The following is a 19,010-nucleotide window of genomic DNA, read 5'->3' as shown; positions in this document are numbered from 1 at the left end:
GCCATGGACTTCGTACAGCTCGCATTCTTCGCATTCGCAGGGGTCGCGGTCGCCGCGGCGATCGGCGTGATCGGCGCCCGCAACCCGGTGCACTCGGCGCTGTTCCTGGTGCTGACCTTCTTCACCGTGGCCTGTACCTGGATCATCGCCGGCGCCGAGTTCCTGGGCGTCGCCCTGGTCCTGGTCTACGTCGGCGCGGTGATGGTGCTGTTCCTGTTCGTTGTGATGATGCTCGACATCGACCTCGACCCTCTGAACGAGGGCTACGTCCGCTACCTGCCGGCCGGCCTGGTGGTGGCGGTGGTGATGCTGCTCGAGCTGCTGTCGCTGATCGGCATCATGGCCTTCGTCGAGACGCCGTTCGCGGCCAACGCCTTCGAGGCCGAGGGCGTGCCGAACACGGTGTGGATCGCGCGCCGGCTGTTCACCGACTTCCTGCTGCCCTTCGAGGTCGCGGCCGTGATCCTGACCGTGGCCGTGATCGCCGCGGTCACGCTGACGCTGCGCCGCCGCGAGGGCACCAAGCACCAGGTCCCGGGCGAGCAGGTGCGTACCCGCGCCGGCGACCGCCTGCGGATGGTCGACATGCCCAGCTCCGTGCACGTCGCCGACGACGCGCCGGCCGCCGATGCCGCCACCGACGGGGAGGAGAAGTAATGGAGTTCCTCGGACAGGGCCTGGCACTCGGGCACTACCTTGCGCTGGCTTCCGCGCTGTTCTGCATCAGCGTCGCGGGCATCTTCCTCAACCGCAAGAACGTGATCATCCTGCTGATGTGCATCGAGCTGATGCTGCTCTCGGTGAACATCAACTTCGTCGCGTTCTCGCGCGAATTCGGCGACGCCGCCGGTCAGGTCTTCGTGTTCTTCATCCTTACCGTGGCCGCGGCCGAGGCCGCGATCGGCCTCGCGATCCTGGTCACCCTGTTCCGCAACCGGCGCACGATCAACGTCGCCGAAATCGACACGCTGAAGGGCTGACGGAATGCCTGGCATGGAAATTGTCATCTCGAAGGCGGTGCTGATCGCGATCGTGCTCGCGCCGCTCCTTGGCGCGATCATCGCGGGTCTGTTCGGTCGCCAGGTCGGCCGCGTCGGTGCCCAGTCGGCCACGATCCTGGGCGTGGCCGTCAGCTGCGCGCTGTCGTGCTACGTGCTCTGGCAGCTGATGGGGCAGGGCGCGGCGCCGTTCAACGAAAACCTCTACACCTGGTTCCAGGTCGCCGGCTACGAGATCCACATCGGCTTCATGGTCGATCGGCTGACGGCGATGATGATGGTGGTGGTGACCTTCGTGTCGCTGCTGGTCCACATCTACACCATCGGCTACATGGCCGACGACCCGGGCTACCAGCGCTTCTTCAGCTACATCAGCCTGTTCACCTTCTCCATGCTGACGCTGGTGATGGCCAACAACTTCCTGCAGCTGTTCTTCGGCTGGGAAGCGGTGGGCGTGGTGTCGTACCTGCTGATCGGCTTCTGGTTCAAGCGCCCGACCGCGGTGTTCGCGAACCTCAAGGCCTTCCTGGTCAACCGCGTCGGTGACTTTGGCATGCTGCTGGGCATTGCCGGCGTCGCGTACTGGTTCGGCACGCTCGACTACGCCACCGTCTTCGCCAATGCCGGGCCGACGATCGGCGGCGGCCAGGTGGTCGAGATCATCCCCGGCTATGCCTGGTCGGTCGCGACCGTGATCTGCATCTGCCTGTTCGTCGGCGCCATGGGCAAGTCGGCACAGGTGCCGCTGCACGTGTGGCTGCCGGACTCGATGGAGGGCCCGACCCCGATCTCGGCCCTGATCCATGCCGCGACCATGGTCACCGCGGGCATCTTCATGGTGGCGCGCATGTCGCCGCTGTTCGAACTCAGCCAGACCGCGCTGCAGTTCATCCTCTTCATCGGCGCCACCACGGCCTTCTTCACCGGCCTGATCGGCATCGTGCAGAACGACATCAAGCGCGTGGTCGCGTATTCCACGCTGTCGCAGCTGGGTTACATGACCGTGGCGCTGGGCGTGTCGGCGTACTCCGCGGCCGTGTTCCACCTGATGACGCACGCCTTCTTCAAGGCGCTGCTGTTCCTCGGCGCGGGCTCGGTGATCATCGCCATGCACCACGAGCAGGACATGCGCCGCATGGGCGGCCTGCGCAAGTACATGCCCATCACCTTCATCACCATGGTGATCGGCACCCTGGCCCTGGTGGCGACGCCGTTCTTCAGCGGCTTCTACTCCAAGGACACCATCATCGAGGCCGCGAAGTTCGGGGCCGAAGGCATGGGCTGGGTCGGCACCTACGGTTACTGGGCGGTCCTGCTCGGTGCCTTCGTGACCTCGTTCTACAGCTTCCGCCTGCTGTACATGACCTTCTTCGGACGTGAGCGCTTCCGTGAGGAGACGCACGGCGACCATGGCCATGACGACCATGCGCATGACGGCCACCACGGCGTGCACGAGCCCAAGGAGTCGCCCTGGGTGGTGACCCTGCCGCTGGTGCTGCTGGCGATCCCCTCGATCGCGATCGGCTTCTTCACCGCCGGTCCGATGCTGTTCGGCACCAGCTGGAGCGGCAGCGAACAGGTGATGCCGTTCTTCACCGGCGCCATCGACCTGCTGCCGGAGAACGACACCCTGGCGCGCGTAGCGTCCGAGCTGTGGCACGGACCGATGGCGTTCGCCCTGCACGGCTTCCTGACCCCGGCGTTCTGGCTGACGCTGGCCGGCTTCGTGCTCGCGACCGTCATGTACTGGTGGCGTCCTGAGCTCGCGACCAAGGCCCGCAGCGTGTTCGCGCTGCCGGTCAAGGTGCTGGAAAACAAGTACTGGGCCGACGATTTCTGGATCGGTGGCCTCGCGGGCGGCAGCCTGCAGCTGGGCAAGGCCTCCAACGCGATCGACAGCAAGCTGATCGACGGCGTGGTGGTCAACGGCAGCGCCGGCTTCATCGGCCTGGTGGCGCGCGTCGTGCGACGCCTGCAGACCGGACGCCTGTACGACTATGCATTCGCGATGATCGTCGGCCTGATCGTGCTCCTGGCCGTGCTCATCCACTACTGGACCTGACGGAAGACGATACGTGTCGAATTGGCCCCTCCTCAGCATCCTCATCTGGCTGCCGATCTTCGGTGGCGCGATGGTGCTCGCGCTCGGCAACCGCGCGGGCGCAGCGCGCTGGCTCGCGCTGGCGATCGCCCTGGCGACGCTTGCGATCAGCATTCCCCTGTTCACCGGTTACAACGCTTCGGGCGCCGTGGCCACGATGCAGTTCGTCGAGGCCCGGGAGTGGATTCCCGCTTACGACATCCAGTACCACCTGGGCGCGGACGGGATCTCGGTCGCGCTGATCCTGCTCACCACCCTGGTCACGGTGCTGGTGCTGATCGGCGCCTGGGCGGTGATCGACAAGCGCGTGAACCAGTACTTCGCCGCGATGCTGGTCCTCGAGGGCTTGATGATCGGCGTGTTCTCGGCCGTGGACGCGATGCTGTTCTACGTGTTCTTCGAGGGCATGCTGATCCCGATGTTCATCATCATCGGCGTCTGGGGCGGTCCGCGGCGCGTGTACGCGTCGGTGAAGTTCTTCCTGTACACCTTCCTCGGCTCGGTGTTCATGCTGGTCGGCCTGGTGTACCTGTACCTGAAGGCCGGCAGCTGGCAGCTGCCCGACCTGTACGCGCTTCCGCTCACGGCCACCGAGCAGATGTGGCTGTTCTTCGCCTTCCTGATCGCGTTCGCGGTCAAGGTGCCGATGTTCCCGGTGCACACCTGGTTGCCCGACGCCCACGTCGAGGCGCCCACCGGCGGCTCGGTGATCCTGGCGGCGATCATGCTGAAGATCGGCGGCTATGGCTTCCTGCGCTTCAGCCTGCCGATCACGCCCGACGCCGGGCACGAATGGGCCTGGCTGCTGATCGCGCTGTCGCTGATCGCAGTGGTCTACGTCGGACTCGTGGCGCTGGTCCAGCAGGACATGAAGAAGCTGATCGCGTATTCGTCGGTCTCGCACATGGGCTTCGTGACCCTGGGCATCTTCATCGCCTTCGCCCTGGTCCGCGACACCGGCAACCCGGAGGCCGCGCGCCTCGGCCTGCAGGGCGCGATGGTGCAGATGGTGTCGCACGGCTTCATCGCCGGCGCCATGTTCACCTGCGTCGGCGTGCTCTACGACCGCATGCACACGCGCATGATCCGCGACTACGGCGGCGTGGCGAACGTGATGCCGTGGTTCGCCGCGTTCTACGTGCTGTTCGCCTTCGCGAACTCCGGCCTGCCGGGCACCTCGGGCTTCGTGGGCGAGTTCATGGTCATCGTGGCCTCGTTCCAGCACCACCCGCTGATCGCCTTCGTCGCCGCCCTGACGCTCATCCTGGGCGCGGGCTACACGCTGTGGCTGGTCAAGCGCGTGATGTACGGCGAGGTCGGCAACGCCCACGTCGCCGCGATGAAGGACATCAATGGCCGCGAGGCCCTGGTGCTGGGCGTGTTCGCTGCAGGCGTGCTGCTCATCGGCCTCTGGCCGCGGCCCCTGACCGACCTGATGGAGCCGTCCATCGCGCAGCTGGCGGGCATGCTCGCCAACAGCAAGCTTTGAGGAACGTGACGCGATGATGCCTGGTGAATTGAACCTTCCCGTCCGGACGCTGGCCGACATCGCGCCGCTGGCGCCCGAGCTCGTGGTGGTGATCGGCGCGTTCGCGCTGCTGATGCTCGACCTGTTCATCGGCGAGCGCCGCCGCGTGGTCACGCACGGCCTGGCCGTGGCGGTGCTGCTCGGCGCCGCGCTGATGATCGTGCTCGGCGTGGGCGGGCACGGCATGGTGCTGGCCGACATGTTCGTCCGCGACACCGCGGCCGACGTCCTCAAGGTGGGCATCCTGGTGCTGACCGCGGTATCGCTGGGCTATGCCTGGCCGTTCATGCGCGAGCGCGACCTGTACAAGGGCGAGTTGCCGGTGCTGATGCTGTTCGCCACCGTCGGCATGATGCTGCTGGTGTCGGCGCCGAACATGGCCACGATCTACGTCGGCCTCGAGCTGCTGGCGCTCTGCCAGTACGCGCTGGTCGCCATCGACCGCGACAATCCGATCGGCTCCGAGGCGGCGATGAAGTACTTCGTGCTCGGCTCGCTGGCCTCGGGCCTGCTGCTGTTCGGTATGTCGCTGGTCTACGGCGCCACCGGCAGCCTCGACCTCGCCACGATCAGCACCGCGGCGGCCACCGTCGACGGCGGCACGCGCACGCTGCTGCTGACCGGCACGGTGTTCCTGGTCGTGGGCGTGTGCTTCAAGTTCGGCGCCGCGCCGTTCCACATGTGGCTGCCCGACGCCTACCACGGTGCCCCGACGCCGATGACGCTGTTCATCGGTTCCGCGCCCAAGCTGGCGGTGTTCGGCATGGCCTACCGCCTGCTGGAGTCCGGCGTCGGCCCGCTGCAGGACCAGTGGCAGGTGATGGTGGCGCTGCTGGCCGCGCTGTCGCTGGCGGTCGGCAACGTGTTCGCGATCGCGCAGACCAACCTCAAGCGCATGCTCGCCTATTCCACGGTGTCGCACGTGGGCTTCCTGCTGCTCGGCCTTGCCGGTGGCGGTCCGGAAGGCTACGCCGCGGCCATGTTCTACGCGATCAGCTACGCGATCATGGCGACCGCGGGCTTCGGCGCCATCGTGCTGCTGGCCAAGCGCGGCTTCGAGGCCGACCGCATCGAGGACTTCAAGGGCCTCAACGCACGCAGCCCGTGGATGGCGGCGATGGTGCTGGTGATCATGGCGTCCATGGCCGGCGTACCGCCTTTCCTCGGCTTCTGGGCGAAGATGGTGGTGCTGCGCGCGGCGATCGGCGGCGACATGATGTGGCTGGCCATCGTCGGCATCGTGTTCGCGGTGGTTGGCGCGTTCTACTACCTGCGCGTGATCAAGGTGATGTACTTCGACGAGCCGGAGGGCAGGGCGATCGAAGTCAGCGACAACGGACCACTGCGCACGCTGTTCGCGGTCAACGCGCTTGCCCTGCTGGTGCTCGGCATCGCGTGGAACCCGTTGATGGCCTGGTGCCAGGCGGCGTTCGCCTGATGATTGACGCAGGTCCTGATGCGGCGATGCCGTATCAGGCTTGCACGAAACCCGACGTTACGTCATAATCGTCGGCCTGGTGCGGGGTGGAGCAGTCTGGCAGCTCGTCGGGCTCATAACCCGAAGGTCGTAGGTTCAAATCCTACCCCCGCTACCACTACACAGCAGCGGCGCGTTCCTTCAACAGGACGCGCCGTTTGCCTTTTCAGACTTCGATCACCATCGAGCGGCGCCCGTCGCCGATGATCGCGTGCGGCACGAAGCGCGCGCTGTCGCGGGTGATCGGCGAGTCGTCCTCGCGGATGCCCATGCCGCAGGCCATGTCGCCCACGACCCAGCTGCCGATCAGCGGCCAGGCGCCATCGAGCGCGGGCAGGGCGTGCAGTGCCTGGCGGATCGCGGGACCTGCGTAAGGGCCCGGCTGATGCAGGCGCTGGCCGTCGGCGAAGTGCATCTCGATGTTCGCGCCCTCGCGCGAGAACAGCGGCTTGCGCACCCAGCCCGGCGGCAATGCGCTGCCATCGTCGAATTCCGCGGGCAGCAGGTTGGGGTGCCCGGGATGCCGTTCCCACAGCAGCGGCAGGGCGCCCTTGTTGCTGAGCAGCAGCTTCCACGGCGGCTCGAGCAGCTGCATGCCAGAGCCGGGCAGGGCCTGTGCGAACTCGTCGGCGAACAGGTCCTCGAGCGGATAGAGCTTGAACAGACTGGCGATCACCACGTCGTCGGCGGCGGTGAAGCGGCCGTCGGCTGACAGGCCGATGTCCTCGATCGACAGCGCCCCTGCCTCGATGCCCGCCTGCGCCGCGCAGTCGCGCAGGTAGTCGACGGTGCCCTGGTCTTCGGGGCTGTCGTGCGCGGCGGCGAAGTACAGCGGCTGCGTCATCCGCCCGCCGATTTCGACGAAGCGCGCAACCAGCGCCTCGTGGATGGCGTTGAACTGGTCGGCGCCGGGCGGCAGCACGCCGGCCTCGCGCTGGCGCTCCAGCCAGTCCCACTGGAAGAAGGCGGCCTCGAACAGCGAGGTCGGTGTGTCGTAGTTGAACTCGTAGAGCTTCGCGGGGCCGCGGCCGTCGTAGGCCAGGTCGATGCGGCCGTAGAGGTGCGGGTCGCGGCGGCGCCAGCTTTCGGCGACCTGGTCGCGCGCCGCATCCGGGATCGCCAGGCGCTCCATCAGCTCCTGGCTGCCGGCGGCTTCGCCGGCCAGCTCCATCGCCATCGCATGCAGCTCGGCGGTCGGCGTCTCGATGTCGTCTTCGACCTGGCGAAGGTCGAAGGCGTAGTAGGCGGTCTCGTCCCAGTAGGGCGCGCCGTCGATGGTATGGAAGGCGAAGCCGCAATCCTCGGCGCGACGGCGCCAGTCCGGGCGCGCCTCGATCGCGATGCGGCGCATCAGCCGCCGGCGCTGCGGCCGGCGCCCGCGCGGCCGAAGCCGCCGCGACGCACGGTCGGCGCGCGGTCGGGCTGCAGGCTGGTGCGGGCCAGAGCCGTGGCGCCGCCAGGGCCGGCCTGCGGTCGCAGCCAACCCGACTGGTTGGAAAGGAACGCGGGTGAAGCCGCGCGCGTGGCCCCGGCCGTGGCTGCCGCAGGGCCGGCGCCGGGTGCGGGTGCCATCGCGCCGGAGCGGCCGCTCATCATCTGCGAGAGCACGAAGCCGGCCATCAGCGGGCCCACGAAGCTGCCGCCAGCCTGCTGGCGCGTGGCGCACTGGCCCTCGCCGAACTCGGCCTCGCACTCAGCCACGGAGGTGTAGCGCGGTGCGACCGCATCGGCCTGCGCCTGGGCGTGTTCGAAGGCCTGGCGGCACATCGACGGATCCATGGTTTCGGTGGCGCAGGCCTCGACCGAGGTGAACAGGCCTTCCGAGGTCTGCACCTCGGGCTGCTGCGCGCAGGCGACCAGCAGCAGGGGCGCGGAGCCCATGAGGACGAGGGCGGTCTTGCGGGAGCGTTTCATGCAGTGTTGCACCAACTGGCGTGGGACCGCCAAGGTTAACCGATGGCGCCCGCACGCCGCGTCAGTCGCCGCGCCGGCTTGCGGGAAGACGGGCCCGCGCCTATACTCCAGCGGCTCGGCGGAACATGCAGGACCACCGTTGTCGCCTCCCGGCGCCAGGTCCGGCCCCGCCGCAAGCTTTTCGCGGTCGACGGAAAGCCTCCAAGGAGGCTTTTTTCGGTTGCGGGAGTCGGGCTCGCGCGGTGCGCATCGAGGCGCGCCGGCACCGGATCCAGCAGTATCGGACAAGGGGCCCTCGGGCCCTTTTTCGTTTTTCGCCCCCGGCACGGCCGGCAATTTGGACAAGACAGGAGGACGCAACGTGGCCGACAAGTCGACCGACATCGCTGGGCTTCTGTCTCCGACGGTGGCGTCGCTGGGGCTGGAGCTGCTCGGCGTCGAATACCTGCCATCGCCCGGCGGCGCGCTGCTGCGCCTGTACATCGATCGTCCGGGCGCGGATGCGGCGGACGAAGCGCAGGGCGTGGGCATCGAGGACTGCGAGGCGGTAAGCCGCGAGGTCTCGGCCCAGCTCGACGTCGAGGACCCGATCACCGGCAATTACACCCTCGAGGTGTCGTCACCCGGCGTCGACCGCTTGCTGTTCACCCCGGCCCACTTCCAGCGCTTCCTTGGCGAGCAGGCCAAGGTGACCCTGAAGCTGCCGCAGGACGGCCGTCGCCGGCTGCAGGGCCGGATCAGCGCGGTCGAGGGCGAAACGATCACCTTCGAAGTCGACGCAAAGCCGTTCGCGGTGTCCGCCGACAACATCGACAAGGCGCGACTGGTGCCCGACTGGGTCGCCCTCGGCTACGGGCCCGCGAAGGACGCCTCCGGGCGCGACGCGCGCCCGGGCAAGGCCAAGGCCAAGCCGGACAGCAAGCAAAAAAACACCAACAACAAGCCGGCGGCGTCGAAGCCGTCCCGTGCGGAGTGATAGAGAAGATGAGCAAGGAACTGTTGCTGGTCGTCGATGCGGTCGCCAATGAAAAGGGCGTGCCGGAGTCGGTGATCCTCGAAGCCCTCGAGGCGGCCCTGGCCACCGCGGCCAAGAAGCGCTACCTCGAGCAGGACGTGCTGACGCGCGTGGTGATCGACCCCACCGATGGCACCTACGACACCTTCCGCCGCTGGGAGGTCGTGGCCGACGACGTGGTGATGGAGTCGCCCGACCGCCAGATCCGCATGATGGACGCGGTCGACGAGGCCGAGGGCGTCGAGATCGGCGACTACATCGAGGAGCAGATCGAGAACGTCGACTTCGGCCGCATCGCGGCCCAGGCGGCGAAGCAGGTGATCGTCCAGCGCGTGCGCGAGGCCGAGCGCCAGCAGGTCGTGGATGCCTGGAAGGATCGCGTGGGCGAGCTGGTCACCGGCGTGGTCAAGCGCGTCGAACGCGGCAACGTGTTCGTCGACCTCGGCGGCAACGCCGAAGCCTTCATCCCCAAGGACAAGGCCATCCCGCGCGACGTCGTTCGCGCCGGCGACCGCATCCGCGGCTACCTGTACGACGTGCGCACCGAGCCGCGCGGCCCGCAGCTGTTCATCAGCCGCGCTGCGCCTGAATTCATGATGGAGCTGTTCAAGCTCGAAGTGCCGGAAGTCGGCCAGGGCCTGGTGGAAATCAAGGCCTGTGCCCGTGACCCGGGCGACCGCGCCAAGATCGCCGTGGTCGCCTACGACACCCGCACCGATCCGATCGGCGCCTGCATCGGCATGCGCGGTTCGCGCGTGCAGGCGGTCTCGAACGAACTCAACGGCGAGCGCGTCGACATCGTGCTGTGGTCGGACAACCCGGCGCAGTTCGTGATCAACGCCATGGCGCCGGCCGAAGTGCAGTCGATCGTCGTCGACGAGGACAAGCACTCGATGGACCTCGCGGTGGCCGAAGACCGCTTGGCGCAGGCGATCGGCAAGGGCGGGCAGAACGTCCGCCTCGCCAGCCGCCTGTCGGGCTGGCAGCTCAACGTGATGACCCAGGACCAGGTCGCCGCGAAGTCGGAGGCCGAGCAGGCCACGGCGCGCGCGCTGTTCCAGGAGAAGCTCGAGGTCGACGAGGAAATCGCCGGCATCCTGGTGGCCGAAGGCTTCAGCACGGTCGAGGAAATCGCCTACGTGCCGGTCGGCGAGCTGCTGGCGGTGGAGGGCTTCGACGAGGACATCGTCGAGGAACTGCGCGCCCGCGCCCGCGACGCCCTGCTCAACGATGCGCTGGCGGTCGAGGAGGAGCTCGGCGACAACGTGCCCGCCGACGACCTCGTCGCGCTCGAAGGCATGGACGACGAAATCGCGTTCGCGCTTGCCACGCACGGTATATGCACCGCCGAGGACCTGTCCGACCTGGCCGTCGACGAGGTGCTTGAATTCGGCATCGAGGGTCTCGACCAGGAGCGCGCCGCCGCGCTGGTGCTGGCCGCGCGCGCGGGCGAGATCGCGCGCCTGGAAAGCGAAGGCTGACAGGCCGGGGCCATCACGGCCCCCGAGCATGGCAAGCACCCAGAATTGATCCATCCACAGCGCGGCAAGTGCCGACGCCAAAGGAACCGGAATCCGAATGTCGCAGCAAACCACCATCCGCAAGCTGGCCGAACTGGTGAACACACCGGTCGAAAAGTTGCTTGAACAGCTGTCCGAAGCGGGCATGCCGTTCAGCGATCCCGACCAGGCCGTGACCAGCACCGAGAAGATGAAGCTCCTGGGCTTCCTGCGTCGCACCCACGGGCGCGCCGAGCAGGGCGCCATGGATCCCGTCGCGCCCAAAAAGATCACCCTCCAGCGCAAGAGCACGCTGACCGTGGGCGGCGGCCGCAACAAGCCGACCGTCGACGTGGTCGTGCGCAAGAAGGTCACCCTGGTCAAGCCGGAGGCCGGCGCCGGTGCGCCCGCCGGTGCGGGCGGGGTGGACGACGAGCGTGCCGAGATCCTGCGCAAGCTCGAGGAGTCGCGCCAGCGCAACCTCGACGAGCAGCAGCGCCTGGCCGAGGCCGACCGCCGCCGCGTGGAAGAAGCCGAGGAAGCCAAGCAGCGCGAGGCGGCGGCGGAAGCCGAACGCGTCCGCGTCGAGACCGAGGCCGCGGCTTCGGTCGCGAGCACGGAAGAGGCGCCGCGCAAGGCCCACGGCCACGGCCATCCGAAGCCGCCTCCGGCACGCGACGATCGCACTGCCGCCAAGGGCAAGCATCGCGGCTCGCACGCGATGGTCGCTGGCGTGGAGGACGACGAGGGCGCCGCGGCCCGCTTTGCAGGCCAGCTGCACCTGTCGCCGGCCGATCGTGCGCGCCGCAGCACTGCGCGCCCCAGGCGTCCGCAGCGCGGACAGCAGCGCGACCAGTCCCGTACCGGTACCGGCTTCACCCGGCCGACGGCGCCCGTGGTGCGCGAGGTCGAGATCGGCGAGGCGATCACCGTCGCCGACCTGGCACAGCGGCTCGCCATGAAGGGCGGCGACGTGGTCAAGGCGCTGTTCAAGATGGGCGTGATGGCCACCATCACCCAGTCCATCGACCACGACACCGCGGTGCTGATCACGGAAGAACTCGGCCACACGGCCGTGCGCGCCGACGCCGATGACGCCGAGAGCGAGCTGCTCGCCCACGTCGAGGAAATGACGGGCGACCAGGCCGCCCGCCCGCCGGTCGTGACCATCATGGGCCACGTCGACCACGGCAAGACCTCGCTGCTCGACTACATCCGCCGCACCCGCATCGCCACCGGCGAAGCCGGCGGCATCACCCAGCACATCGGCGCCTATCACGTCGAGACGCCCAACGGCGTGGTCAGCTTCCTCGACACGCCCGGCCACGCCGCCTTCAGTTCGATGCGCGCGCGCGGCGCGAAGATCACCGACATCGTGATCCTGGTGGTCGCGGCCGACGACGGCGTCATGCCGCAGACGATCGAGGCGATCCAGCATGCGAAGTCGGCCCGGGTGCCGCTGATCGTCGCGATCAACAAGATCGACAAGTCCGAAGCCGATCCTTCGCGGATCAAGAACGAACTGCTCGCCCACGACGTGGTGTCCGAGGAGTTCGGCGGCGACACGCAGATGGTGGAGCTTTCCGCCAAGACCGGCGACGGCATCGACGACCTGCTCGACGCGATCAACCTGCAGGCCGAGGTGCTGGAGCTCAGGGCGATTCCCGAAGGCCGTGCCAGCGGCACCGTCATCGAATCCTCGCTCGACAAGGGCCGCGGTCCGGTGGCCACGGTGCTGGTGCAGCAGGGACAGCTCAACAAGGGCGACTTCGTGGTCTGCGGCGTGGAGTTCGGTCGCGTGCGCGCGCTGTTCGACGAGACCGGCAGCCAGGTGCCCTCGGCGGGTCCGTCGATCCCGGTGCAGGTGCTCGGCCTGTCGGGCGTGCCCGACGCCGGCGACGACTTCGTGGTCGTCGACGACGAGCGCCTGGCCCGTGAAGTCGCGCAGCAGCGCGAGACCAAGCGCCGCGAAACGCGCCTGGTGCAGGCCGCGGGCAACCGCATGGAAGACATCATGGCGCAGATGGGCGGCGGCCAGCAGCTCGAGCTGCCGCTGGTGATCAAGGCCGACGTGCAGGGTTCGGTGGAGGCGCTGCGCCAGGCCTTGACCGCGCTGTCCAACGACGAGATCCGGATCAACATCATCCGCTCCGGCGTCGGCGGCATCACCGAGTCCGACGCCAGTTCGGCGGCGACGTCCAAGGCCACGATCATCGGCTTCAACGTCCGTGCCGACGCGTCCGCGCGCAAGGTGGTCGACACCCACGGCCTGGACCTGCGCTACTTCTCGATCATCTATGACGTGATCGACCAGGTGAAGCAGGTGGCGTCGGGCATCCTGGGCGTCGAAATCCGCGAGGAGATCATCGGTACCGCCGAAGTGCGCGATGTGTTCCGCAGCTCGAAGTTCGGCGCGGTGGCAGGCTGCATGGTGGTCGAGGGCGTGGTCAGGCGGAACAAGCCGATCCGCGTGCTGCGCGACGATACCGTGATCTTCGAGGGCGAGCTGGAATCGCTGCGCCGCTTCAAGGAGAACGTCGACGAGGTGCGTACCAACACCGAGTGCGGCATCGGCGTGAAGGCGTACAACGACATCAAGCCCGGCGACAAGATCGAGTGCTTCGAGCGCGTCGAAGTGCAGCGCACGCTCTGATGGCGCAGAAGTCCTTCCATCGCACCGACCGCGTGTCCGCCCAGCTCCGGAGGGAGCTGGGCACCCTGGTGCGCGACGCGGTGGCGGAGCACGGCCTGCCGTCGGTGAGCGTGTCCGACGTCGAGGTCACCCGCGACATGGCGCATGCCAAGGTGTTCGTGACCGCGCTGGAGGCCGAGCGCGCCACGGAGGCGATCAAGGGCCTCAAGGCGGTGGCGCCGGAAGTGCGCTACCGGCTCGCGCGCGCGGTGAAGATGCGGCATGTGCCCGAGCTGCACTTCCACTACGACGATTCCGTCGATCGCGGCGAGCGCATCGACAACCTGCTGCGTGACCTGCCCGACGTTCCCGACGCGTCCGAAGACGATCAGTAGGGCGTCACGGTGTGACCGTGACCCGCACCGCGGGCTGGCCACTTACAATGCTTCGATGAAGTCGCGCCCCCGAACCACGTTCCGCAAGCTCGACGGCATCCTGCTGCTCGACAAGCCACGCGGGCCGAGTTCGAACCAGGCGCTGCAGCGCGCTCGGCATCTGTTCCGCGCTGCCAAGGGCGGCCATACCGGCAGCCTCGATCCCCTGGCGACCGGGTTGCTGCCGCTGTGCTTCGGCGAGGCGACGAAGATCGCCGGTGGACTGCTGGGCGCGCGCAAGGCCTACGACGCGGTCGCGCGCCTGGGCCAGGTGACCGACACCGACGATGCCGACGGCCAGCTGCTGCGTGAGCGGCCAGTGCCAGCGCTGGACATCGCCACCATCGACGCGGCGCTGGCGCGGCTGACCGGCCGCATCATGCAGCGCCCGCCCATCTATTCGGCGCTCAAGCGCGGCGGCGAGCCGCTGTACGCGAAGGCGCGACGGGGCGAAGACGTCGAGGTCGAACCCCGCGAGGTCGACGTCCACGCATTCAGCTTGCTCTCGGCCGCCGACCTGATCGATGCCGTCCAGGGCGCGGCGCCCGGGAACATCCTCCGGCTGCGCGTGGAATGCGGCTCGGGCACCTACGTGCGCAGCCTGGTCCGCGACCTGGGCGAGGCGCTGGGCTGCGGCGCACACGTGGCTGAATTGCGCCGGCTGTGGGTCGACCCGTTCAGGAATCCGCGGATGTGGACCTTCCCCGAGCTCGAGGCCCTGGCCGAGCGCGGCGAGCGCAGCCTCGAAGCCTGCCTGCTGCCCCTGGAGGCGGGCATGGACGCCTGGCCGCGGGTCGAGGTGGATGCCACGGGCGCGGCGCGCCTCGCGTACGGCCAAGGCGCCGAAGGCGTGTTCGCGGGTGCCGGCGAGGTCGCCGTGTTCGGCCCCGATGGCCGCGTGCTCGGCCTGGGGACCACGGACGGCGAGGGCGGACTGCGTCCGCGCCGCATGTTCGCCTGGGCCTGCGCCCAGCCCGGCACCGCCCAGGAAGCGCCCGCGGTCTGAGGCCGCGCCTTGTCCGGCAACCCTCCGCGCGTTACAATTCTGCGGCTTTTTCCGAGCAATCCGTGCGCCCGTACCTGGCGCTCCCATAGCAAGCGGCGGTTCTCGTGGTGCGCATCCATGCCAGGCCGGCATGAGCGCGTTCCTGCGGTCCACGCATCACCTGAAAGGCAACATCCAATGTCCATCGACACCGGCAAGATCATCGAAGACAACAAGCGCGGCGACAACGACACCGGCTCCACCGAGGTCCAGGTCGCCCTGCTCACCGCGCGCATCGTGCAGCTCACCGACCACTTCAAGGTCCACAAGCAGGACCACCACAGCCGCCGCGGCCTGCTGAAGATGGTCAACCAGCGCCGCAGCCTGCTGGACTACCTGCACCGCAAGGATGCCGCGCGCTACAGGGCGCTGATCGAGAAGCTCGGCCTGCGTCGCTGATATGTCTCCCGCCGCGGCGCAGAAATGCGCCGCGGTTTCATTTCGGCGCGTCGCAGGCGCGCCACCCGGCAAGGGGCATGGGTCCCGGTCGGTTCATCGCAAGACGCACCAAGGAATTCCAGACGTGGCAAAAGTTACCAAGAGCTTCCAGTACGGCAATCGCACCGTCACCATCGAGACCGGCGAGATCGCACGCCAGGCAGGCGGCGCGGTCATGGTCTCCTGCGACGGCACCGTGCTGCTCGTTTCCGCGGTCGCCAACAAGACCGCCCGCGAGGGCCAGGACTTCTTCCCGCTGACCGTCGACTACCAGGAGAAGTTCTACGCCGGTGGCCGCATCCCGGGTGGCTTCTTCAAGCGCGAGGGCCGCCAGACCGAGAAGGAAACGCTGATCTCGCGCCTGATCGATCGCCCGATTCGCCCGCTGTTCCCCGACGGCTTCCGCAACGAAGTGCAGATCATCGCCACCGTGATGTCGATGAACCCCGAGATCGACGGCGACATCCTCGCCCTGATCGGTGCCTCCGCCGCGCTGTCGCTGTCGGGCGCGCCGTTCGACGGCCCGATCGGCGCCGCCAAGGTCGGCTACAAGGATGGGCAGTACCTGCTCAACCCGACGGTCACCGAACTGAAGGATTCCGACCTCGAGCTCGTCGTCGCCGGTACCGCCGCCGCGGTGCTGATGGTCGAGTCCGAAGCCAAGGAACTGTCTGAAGACGTGATGCTGGGCGCCGTGATGTTCGGCCACCAGCAGATGCAGGTCGCGATCGAGACCATCAACGCCCTGGTCGCCGAGGCCGGCAGGCCGAAGTGGAGCTGGAGCGCCCCCGCTGCCGACGAAGGCATCGTCAACGCCATCCGCACCGCGATCGGCGACCAGCTCGCCTCCGCGTTCCAGGTGCGCGACAAGCTCGAGCGCAAGGACGCGATCTCCACCGTCAAGAAGGCGATCCTGAACGCGCTGGCCCCGGAAGCAGAAGCCAAGGCATGGACCTCGGGCGACCTGTCGAAGGAGTTCAGCGAGCAGGAGTACCAGACCATGCGCAACTCGGTCCTCAAGACCAAGGTCCGCATCGATGGCCGCGCGCTCGACACCGTGCGTCCGATCGCCAGCCGCGTCGGCATCCTGCCGCGCGTGCACGGCTCGTCGCTGTTCACCCGTGGCGAGACCCAGGCGATCGTTGCCGTCACGCTGGGCACCGCCCGCGACGGCCAGATCATCGACGCCGTGTCCGGCGAGTACAAGGAACACTTCCTGTTCCATTACAACTTCCCCCCCTACTCGGTGGGTGAAGCCGGCCGCATGATGGGCCCGAAGCGTCGCGAGATCGGCCACGGCCGCCTTGCCAAGCGCGGCGTGCTCGCCGTGATGCCGACGATGGAAGAGTTCCCGTACACCATCCGCGTCGTGTCGGAGATCACCGAGTCGAACGGTTCCTCGTCGATGGCGTCGGTCTGCGGTTCGTCGCTGGCGCTGATGGACGCGGGCGTGCCGATCAAGGCGCCGGTCGCGGGTATCGCGATGGGCCTGGTGAAGGAAGGCGACGACTATGTCGTGCTGTCCGACATCCTCGGTGACGAGGACCACCTCGGCGACATGGACTTCAAGGTGGCCGGCACCACCAACGGCATCTCGGCGCTGCAGATGGACATCAAGATCCAGGGCATCACCGAAGAGATCATGAAGGTTGCGCTGGCCCAGGCCCAGCAGGGCCGCCTCCACATCCTCAAGGAAATGGAAGCCGCGCTGACCGCGCCGCGTTCGGAGCTGAGCGAGTTCGCGCCGCGCCTGATCACCATCAAGATCCACCCCGACAAGATCCGCGAAGTGATCGGCAAGGGCGGTTCGGTCATCCAGGCGATCACCAAGGAAACCGGCACCCAGATCGACATCCAGGACGACGGCACGATCACGATCGCCTCGGTCGACGCCGCCGCCGGCCGCGCCGCCAAGGAGCGCATCGAGCAGATCACCTCCGACGTCGAGCCGGGCCGGATCTACGAGGGCAAGGTCGTCAAGCTGATGGACTTCGGTGCGTTCGTCACCATCTCCCCCGGCAAGGATGGCCTGGTCCACGTGTCGCAGATCTCCAACGAGCGCGTCGAGAAGGTCGGCGACGTGCTCAAGGAAGGCGACATGGTCAAGGTCAAGGTGCTGGAAGTCGACAAGCAGGGCCGCATCCGCCTGTCGATGAAGGCCGTAGAGGAAGGCGAGGGCGTGGTCGGCGAATAAGCCGCGCAGGTTCATCGCTGGAACAGGAAAAGCGGGCTTCGGCCCGCTTTTTCGTTGTTCCCGGGATGCCGCGCATGAAGCGCGTGCGCTATTCCTCGCCGGGCTCGGGTTCCCGTTCGATGCTCTGCGCCTCCCGGAGCTCCTGCTTGTCGTTTGCCAGCCCTCGCGTGTCCAGGGGCCGGATAGACTGGATGCGGCAAGGGGGCTGGAATCCGCCACCACCGGGCCTGATCACGTGCACGCTGTCAAACGTGGCCGAGACACGCCTTGTCATTCCGCTGGGCATGTTCCTTCTGGCATTGCTGAGGCTGATCGAATGGGCGGAGCTCAGGCCCGTGCAGCGCATCCCCAGTTCCAGCAGGAAGGCCTGATTGTTCCTGGTCCACACTGCCAGGGCCTCATCACCCAGTGCAGTCCACCTCACGTTATTGGTGTGCTGGAAACCCGAAACGGGTTCGCCCGCGTTGGCGCGGTACAGCGCCAGCCGATCGGGCGTGGATAGTCCCCCGGTGTGCGTGCAGGCGGTGACCGTCATTGCGGCAAGCAGCGTTATGAGCAGCTTCTTCATGGCGAGGCCCCTTGATCGAGGTGATGCTGGCAACAGTCAGGGAAGGTCCGGACACGTCGTCAAACCGGCTGACGCGCGGCCATGCGGTTTCGCCACATGGCCGCACGCGAACGAGGTCCCTGCAGCTCTCACAGATGTTGTGGAGACGGGCGGGTCGCACCGTGGACCACTGCACGCAGGAGGGTCAGGACCAGACCACCGGTGACCATGCCGAGCACGTAAACGAGAAAGATCAAGATGGCAGTCGGCATGGTGATGCTGACCGAGAACAGTGACACGGTCACCGCGCTGAGATTCTGGATCTTGAAGAGAATCACCAATGCCGTGATGCCCACGGCCAGCGCGATATAGAAGATTCTTCTCATTCTCATACTGCGTTCACTCCCCGGTGCGGTGGGCAGGCTTGATGTGAATCAACGTGATGCGAGACCACGCCAACACGCGTAATCAGTCATCGCACACCGCGCGGACCCGCACCACGGCCCGATCGAACGCATCACCACGCGCACTCTCCAGGTCACGCCGTGCCGCCAGGCACTGGTCGGCTTCACGGCGATGGTCGCCGAACGCAGCCGCTGTGGGCGTCTCGCAGAACACGCTGCCGACGCGGCGGATATTGTTGAAGTCGCCACGTTCCACGGACACGCAGTCGTTGACGCGGATATCGCCCTGGTCGGACAGGACGCGCACGTCACCGCCACCGACCAGCCTGACGGTGAAGAAATTACCGGGCCTGGACGAGTTGCCGCTGTTGCCGATGGCGTGGCCTACACCTGCACCAGCGGCGGTGCGCGCTGCGCGGTTGGCGCCCCGCTGCCCCCTGCCGCTGGACATGCCGATCATTCCACCGACGATCGCGCCGGTATTGCTGCTGGATCTGGAATTGGCGGGTGCCGGCTGGACCGCGGTGACCCGGCCATAGTCAATGGAACTCACCTGGGATCTTGCCAGGGCAGGCATGCCGAGCAGTCCCGCCAGTCCGATCACGATGGCTGTTTTAACGAGCGACTTGTTCATGGCTATTTCCTGTGCTTTGGCGAAAGGAAACCGCAACTACGGCCAGAGCATACTGCGCAAGTGGTGTCAACGGTAGTCTTTCAAGCGGGACAGCCTGTAGTCATGAAGCATTAAGGAAAAGACACATCATTCTCACGCAGACCTCACGCT

Annotated in this window: 17 protein-coding genes and 1 tRNA gene; 13 read left to right on the top strand and 5 right to left on the bottom strand. The window is 67.4% G+C overall.

All coding sequences use genetic code 11. The annotated features are described in order from the left end of the window. The first annotated feature begins 3 nt into the window (after positions 1 to 3). From ACW5E8_RS06925 to ACW5E8_RS06900, 6 genes are all read left to right on the top strand, one after another. Complete coding sequence (locus tag ACW5E8_RS06925) at positions 4 to 657, top strand: NADH-quinone oxidoreductase subunit J (RefSeq protein ID WP_456964730.1); 654 nt, start codon at positions 4 to 6, stop codon at positions 655 to 657. Beyond that, entirely contained in the window at positions 657 to 980 is a 324-nt protein-coding gene (nuoK, locus tag ACW5E8_RS06920) for an NADH-quinone oxidoreductase subunit NuoK (protein WP_456964729.1), read from the top strand. The genes ACW5E8_RS06925 and nuoK overlap by 1 nt, the downstream gene beginning before the upstream one ends. A gap of 13 nt (positions 981 to 993) precedes the next feature. After that, entirely contained in the window at positions 994 to 3,060 is a 2,067-nt protein-coding gene (nuoL, locus tag ACW5E8_RS06915; protein ID WP_456964728.1) for an NADH-quinone oxidoreductase subunit L, read from the top strand. A gap of 13 nt (positions 3,061 to 3,073) precedes the next feature. Next, complete coding sequence (locus ACW5E8_RS06910) at positions 3,074 to 4,588, top strand: NADH-quinone oxidoreductase subunit M (RefSeq protein WP_456964727.1); 1,515 nt, start codon at positions 3,074 to 3,076, stop codon at positions 4,586 to 4,588. A gap of 13 nt (positions 4,589 to 4,601) precedes the next feature. Then, complete coding sequence (gene nuoN, locus ACW5E8_RS06905) at positions 4,602 to 6,065, top strand: NADH-quinone oxidoreductase subunit NuoN (RefSeq protein WP_456964726.1); 1,464 nt, start codon at positions 4,602 to 4,604, stop codon at positions 6,063 to 6,065. Between the two features lie 80 nt (positions 6,066 to 6,145). Then, positions 6,146 to 6,222, top strand: a tRNA-Met gene (locus ACW5E8_RS06900). Between the two features lie 48 nt (positions 6,223 to 6,270). Here ACW5E8_RS06900 and ACW5E8_RS06895 read toward each other — a convergent pair. Both ACW5E8_RS06895 and ACW5E8_RS06890 read right to left on the bottom strand, forming a co-directional pair. After that, complete coding sequence (locus tag ACW5E8_RS06895) at positions 6,271 to 7,455, bottom strand: glutathionylspermidine synthase family protein (protein ID WP_456964725.1); 1,185 nt, start codon at positions 7,453 to 7,455, stop codon at positions 6,271 to 6,273. Then, entirely contained in the window at positions 7,455 to 8,018 is a 564-nt protein-coding gene (locus ACW5E8_RS06890) for a DUF1190 domain-containing protein (protein WP_456964724.1), read from the bottom strand. Before ACW5E8_RS06890 ends, ACW5E8_RS06895 begins: the two co-directional genes overlap by 1 nt. Before the next feature lie 361 nt (positions 8,019 to 8,379). Here ACW5E8_RS06890 and rimP point away from each other — a divergent pair, with 361 nt between their 5' ends. The 7 genes from rimP (at position 8,380) to pnp (ending at position 17,275) form a co-directional block, all read left to right on the top strand. Next, the gene (gene rimP, locus ACW5E8_RS06885) at positions 8,380 to 8,994 is read left to right on the top strand and encodes a ribosome maturation factor RimP (protein WP_456964723.1); all 615 of its coding nucleotides are present in this window, start codon (positions 8,380 to 8,382) and stop codon (positions 8,992 to 8,994) included. Between the two features lie 8 nt (positions 8,995 to 9,002). Next, the gene (gene nusA / locus ACW5E8_RS06880; RefSeq protein ID WP_456964722.1) at positions 9,003 to 10,514 is read left to right on the top strand and encodes a transcription termination factor NusA; all 1,512 of its coding nucleotides are present in this window, start codon (positions 9,003 to 9,005) and stop codon (positions 10,512 to 10,514) included. Positions 10,515 to 10,611: 97 nt separating this feature from the next. Next, the gene (gene infB, locus ACW5E8_RS06875) at positions 10,612 to 13,185 is read left to right on the top strand and encodes a translation initiation factor IF-2 (RefSeq protein ID WP_456964721.1); all 2,574 of its coding nucleotides are present in this window, start codon (positions 10,612 to 10,614) and stop codon (positions 13,183 to 13,185) included. Next, a complete protein-coding gene (gene rbfA, locus ACW5E8_RS06870; protein ID WP_456964720.1) occupies positions 13,185 to 13,559 on the top strand; it encodes a 30S ribosome-binding factor RbfA in 375 nt (124 codons plus the stop codon). Before infB ends, rbfA begins: the two co-directional genes overlap by 1 nt. A 55-nt stretch (positions 13,560 to 13,614) precedes the next feature. Then, positions 13,615 to 14,604 carry a tRNA pseudouridine(55) synthase TruB gene (gene truB, locus ACW5E8_RS06865; protein WP_456964719.1) on the top strand — a complete coding sequence of 330 codons (990 nt, stop codon included), beginning with the start codon at positions 13,615 to 13,617 and terminating at the stop codon, positions 14,602 to 14,604. A gap of 177 nt (positions 14,605 to 14,781) precedes the next feature. Next, entirely contained in the window at positions 14,782 to 15,042 is a 261-nt protein-coding gene (gene rpsO, locus ACW5E8_RS06860) for a 30S ribosomal protein S15 (protein ID WP_456964718.1), read from the top strand. A gap of 124 nt (positions 15,043 to 15,166) precedes the next feature. Continuing rightward, positions 15,167 to 17,275, top strand: coding sequence for a polyribonucleotide nucleotidyltransferase (pnp, locus tag ACW5E8_RS06855; RefSeq protein ID WP_456964717.1), 2,109 nt, complete (start codon positions 15,167 to 15,169; stop codon positions 17,273 to 17,275). 88 nt (positions 17,276 to 17,363) lie between these two features. On the opposite strand, the gene ACW5E8_RS06850 is transcribed toward pnp, so the two are convergent. The 3 genes from ACW5E8_RS06850 to ACW5E8_RS06840 all read right to left on the bottom strand — a co-directional run bounded on the left by ACW5E8_RS06850 (position 17,364) and on the right by ACW5E8_RS06840 (position 18,860). Continuing rightward, positions 17,364 to 17,843, bottom strand: coding sequence for a DUF6491 family protein (locus tag ACW5E8_RS06850; protein WP_456964716.1), 480 nt, complete (start codon positions 17,841 to 17,843; stop codon positions 17,364 to 17,366). Between the two features lie 128 nt (positions 17,844 to 17,971). Next, positions 17,972 to 18,208 (bottom strand): hypothetical protein, encoded by a 237-nt coding sequence (locus tag ACW5E8_RS06845; RefSeq protein ID WP_456964715.1) that lies wholly within the window; start codon positions 18,206 to 18,208, stop codon positions 17,972 to 17,974. A gap of 82 nt (positions 18,209 to 18,290) precedes the next feature. Continuing rightward, complete coding sequence (locus ACW5E8_RS06840; RefSeq protein ID WP_456964714.1) at positions 18,291 to 18,860, bottom strand: hypothetical protein; 570 nt, start codon at positions 18,858 to 18,860, stop codon at positions 18,291 to 18,293. Positions 18,861 to 19,010 lie beyond the last annotated feature (150 nt).

This window comes from Luteimonas sp. A649, assembly GCF_054072735.1.
Note: the sequence above shows the minus strand (reverse complement) of the source record. Positions and strands in the feature narration are given on the sequence as shown.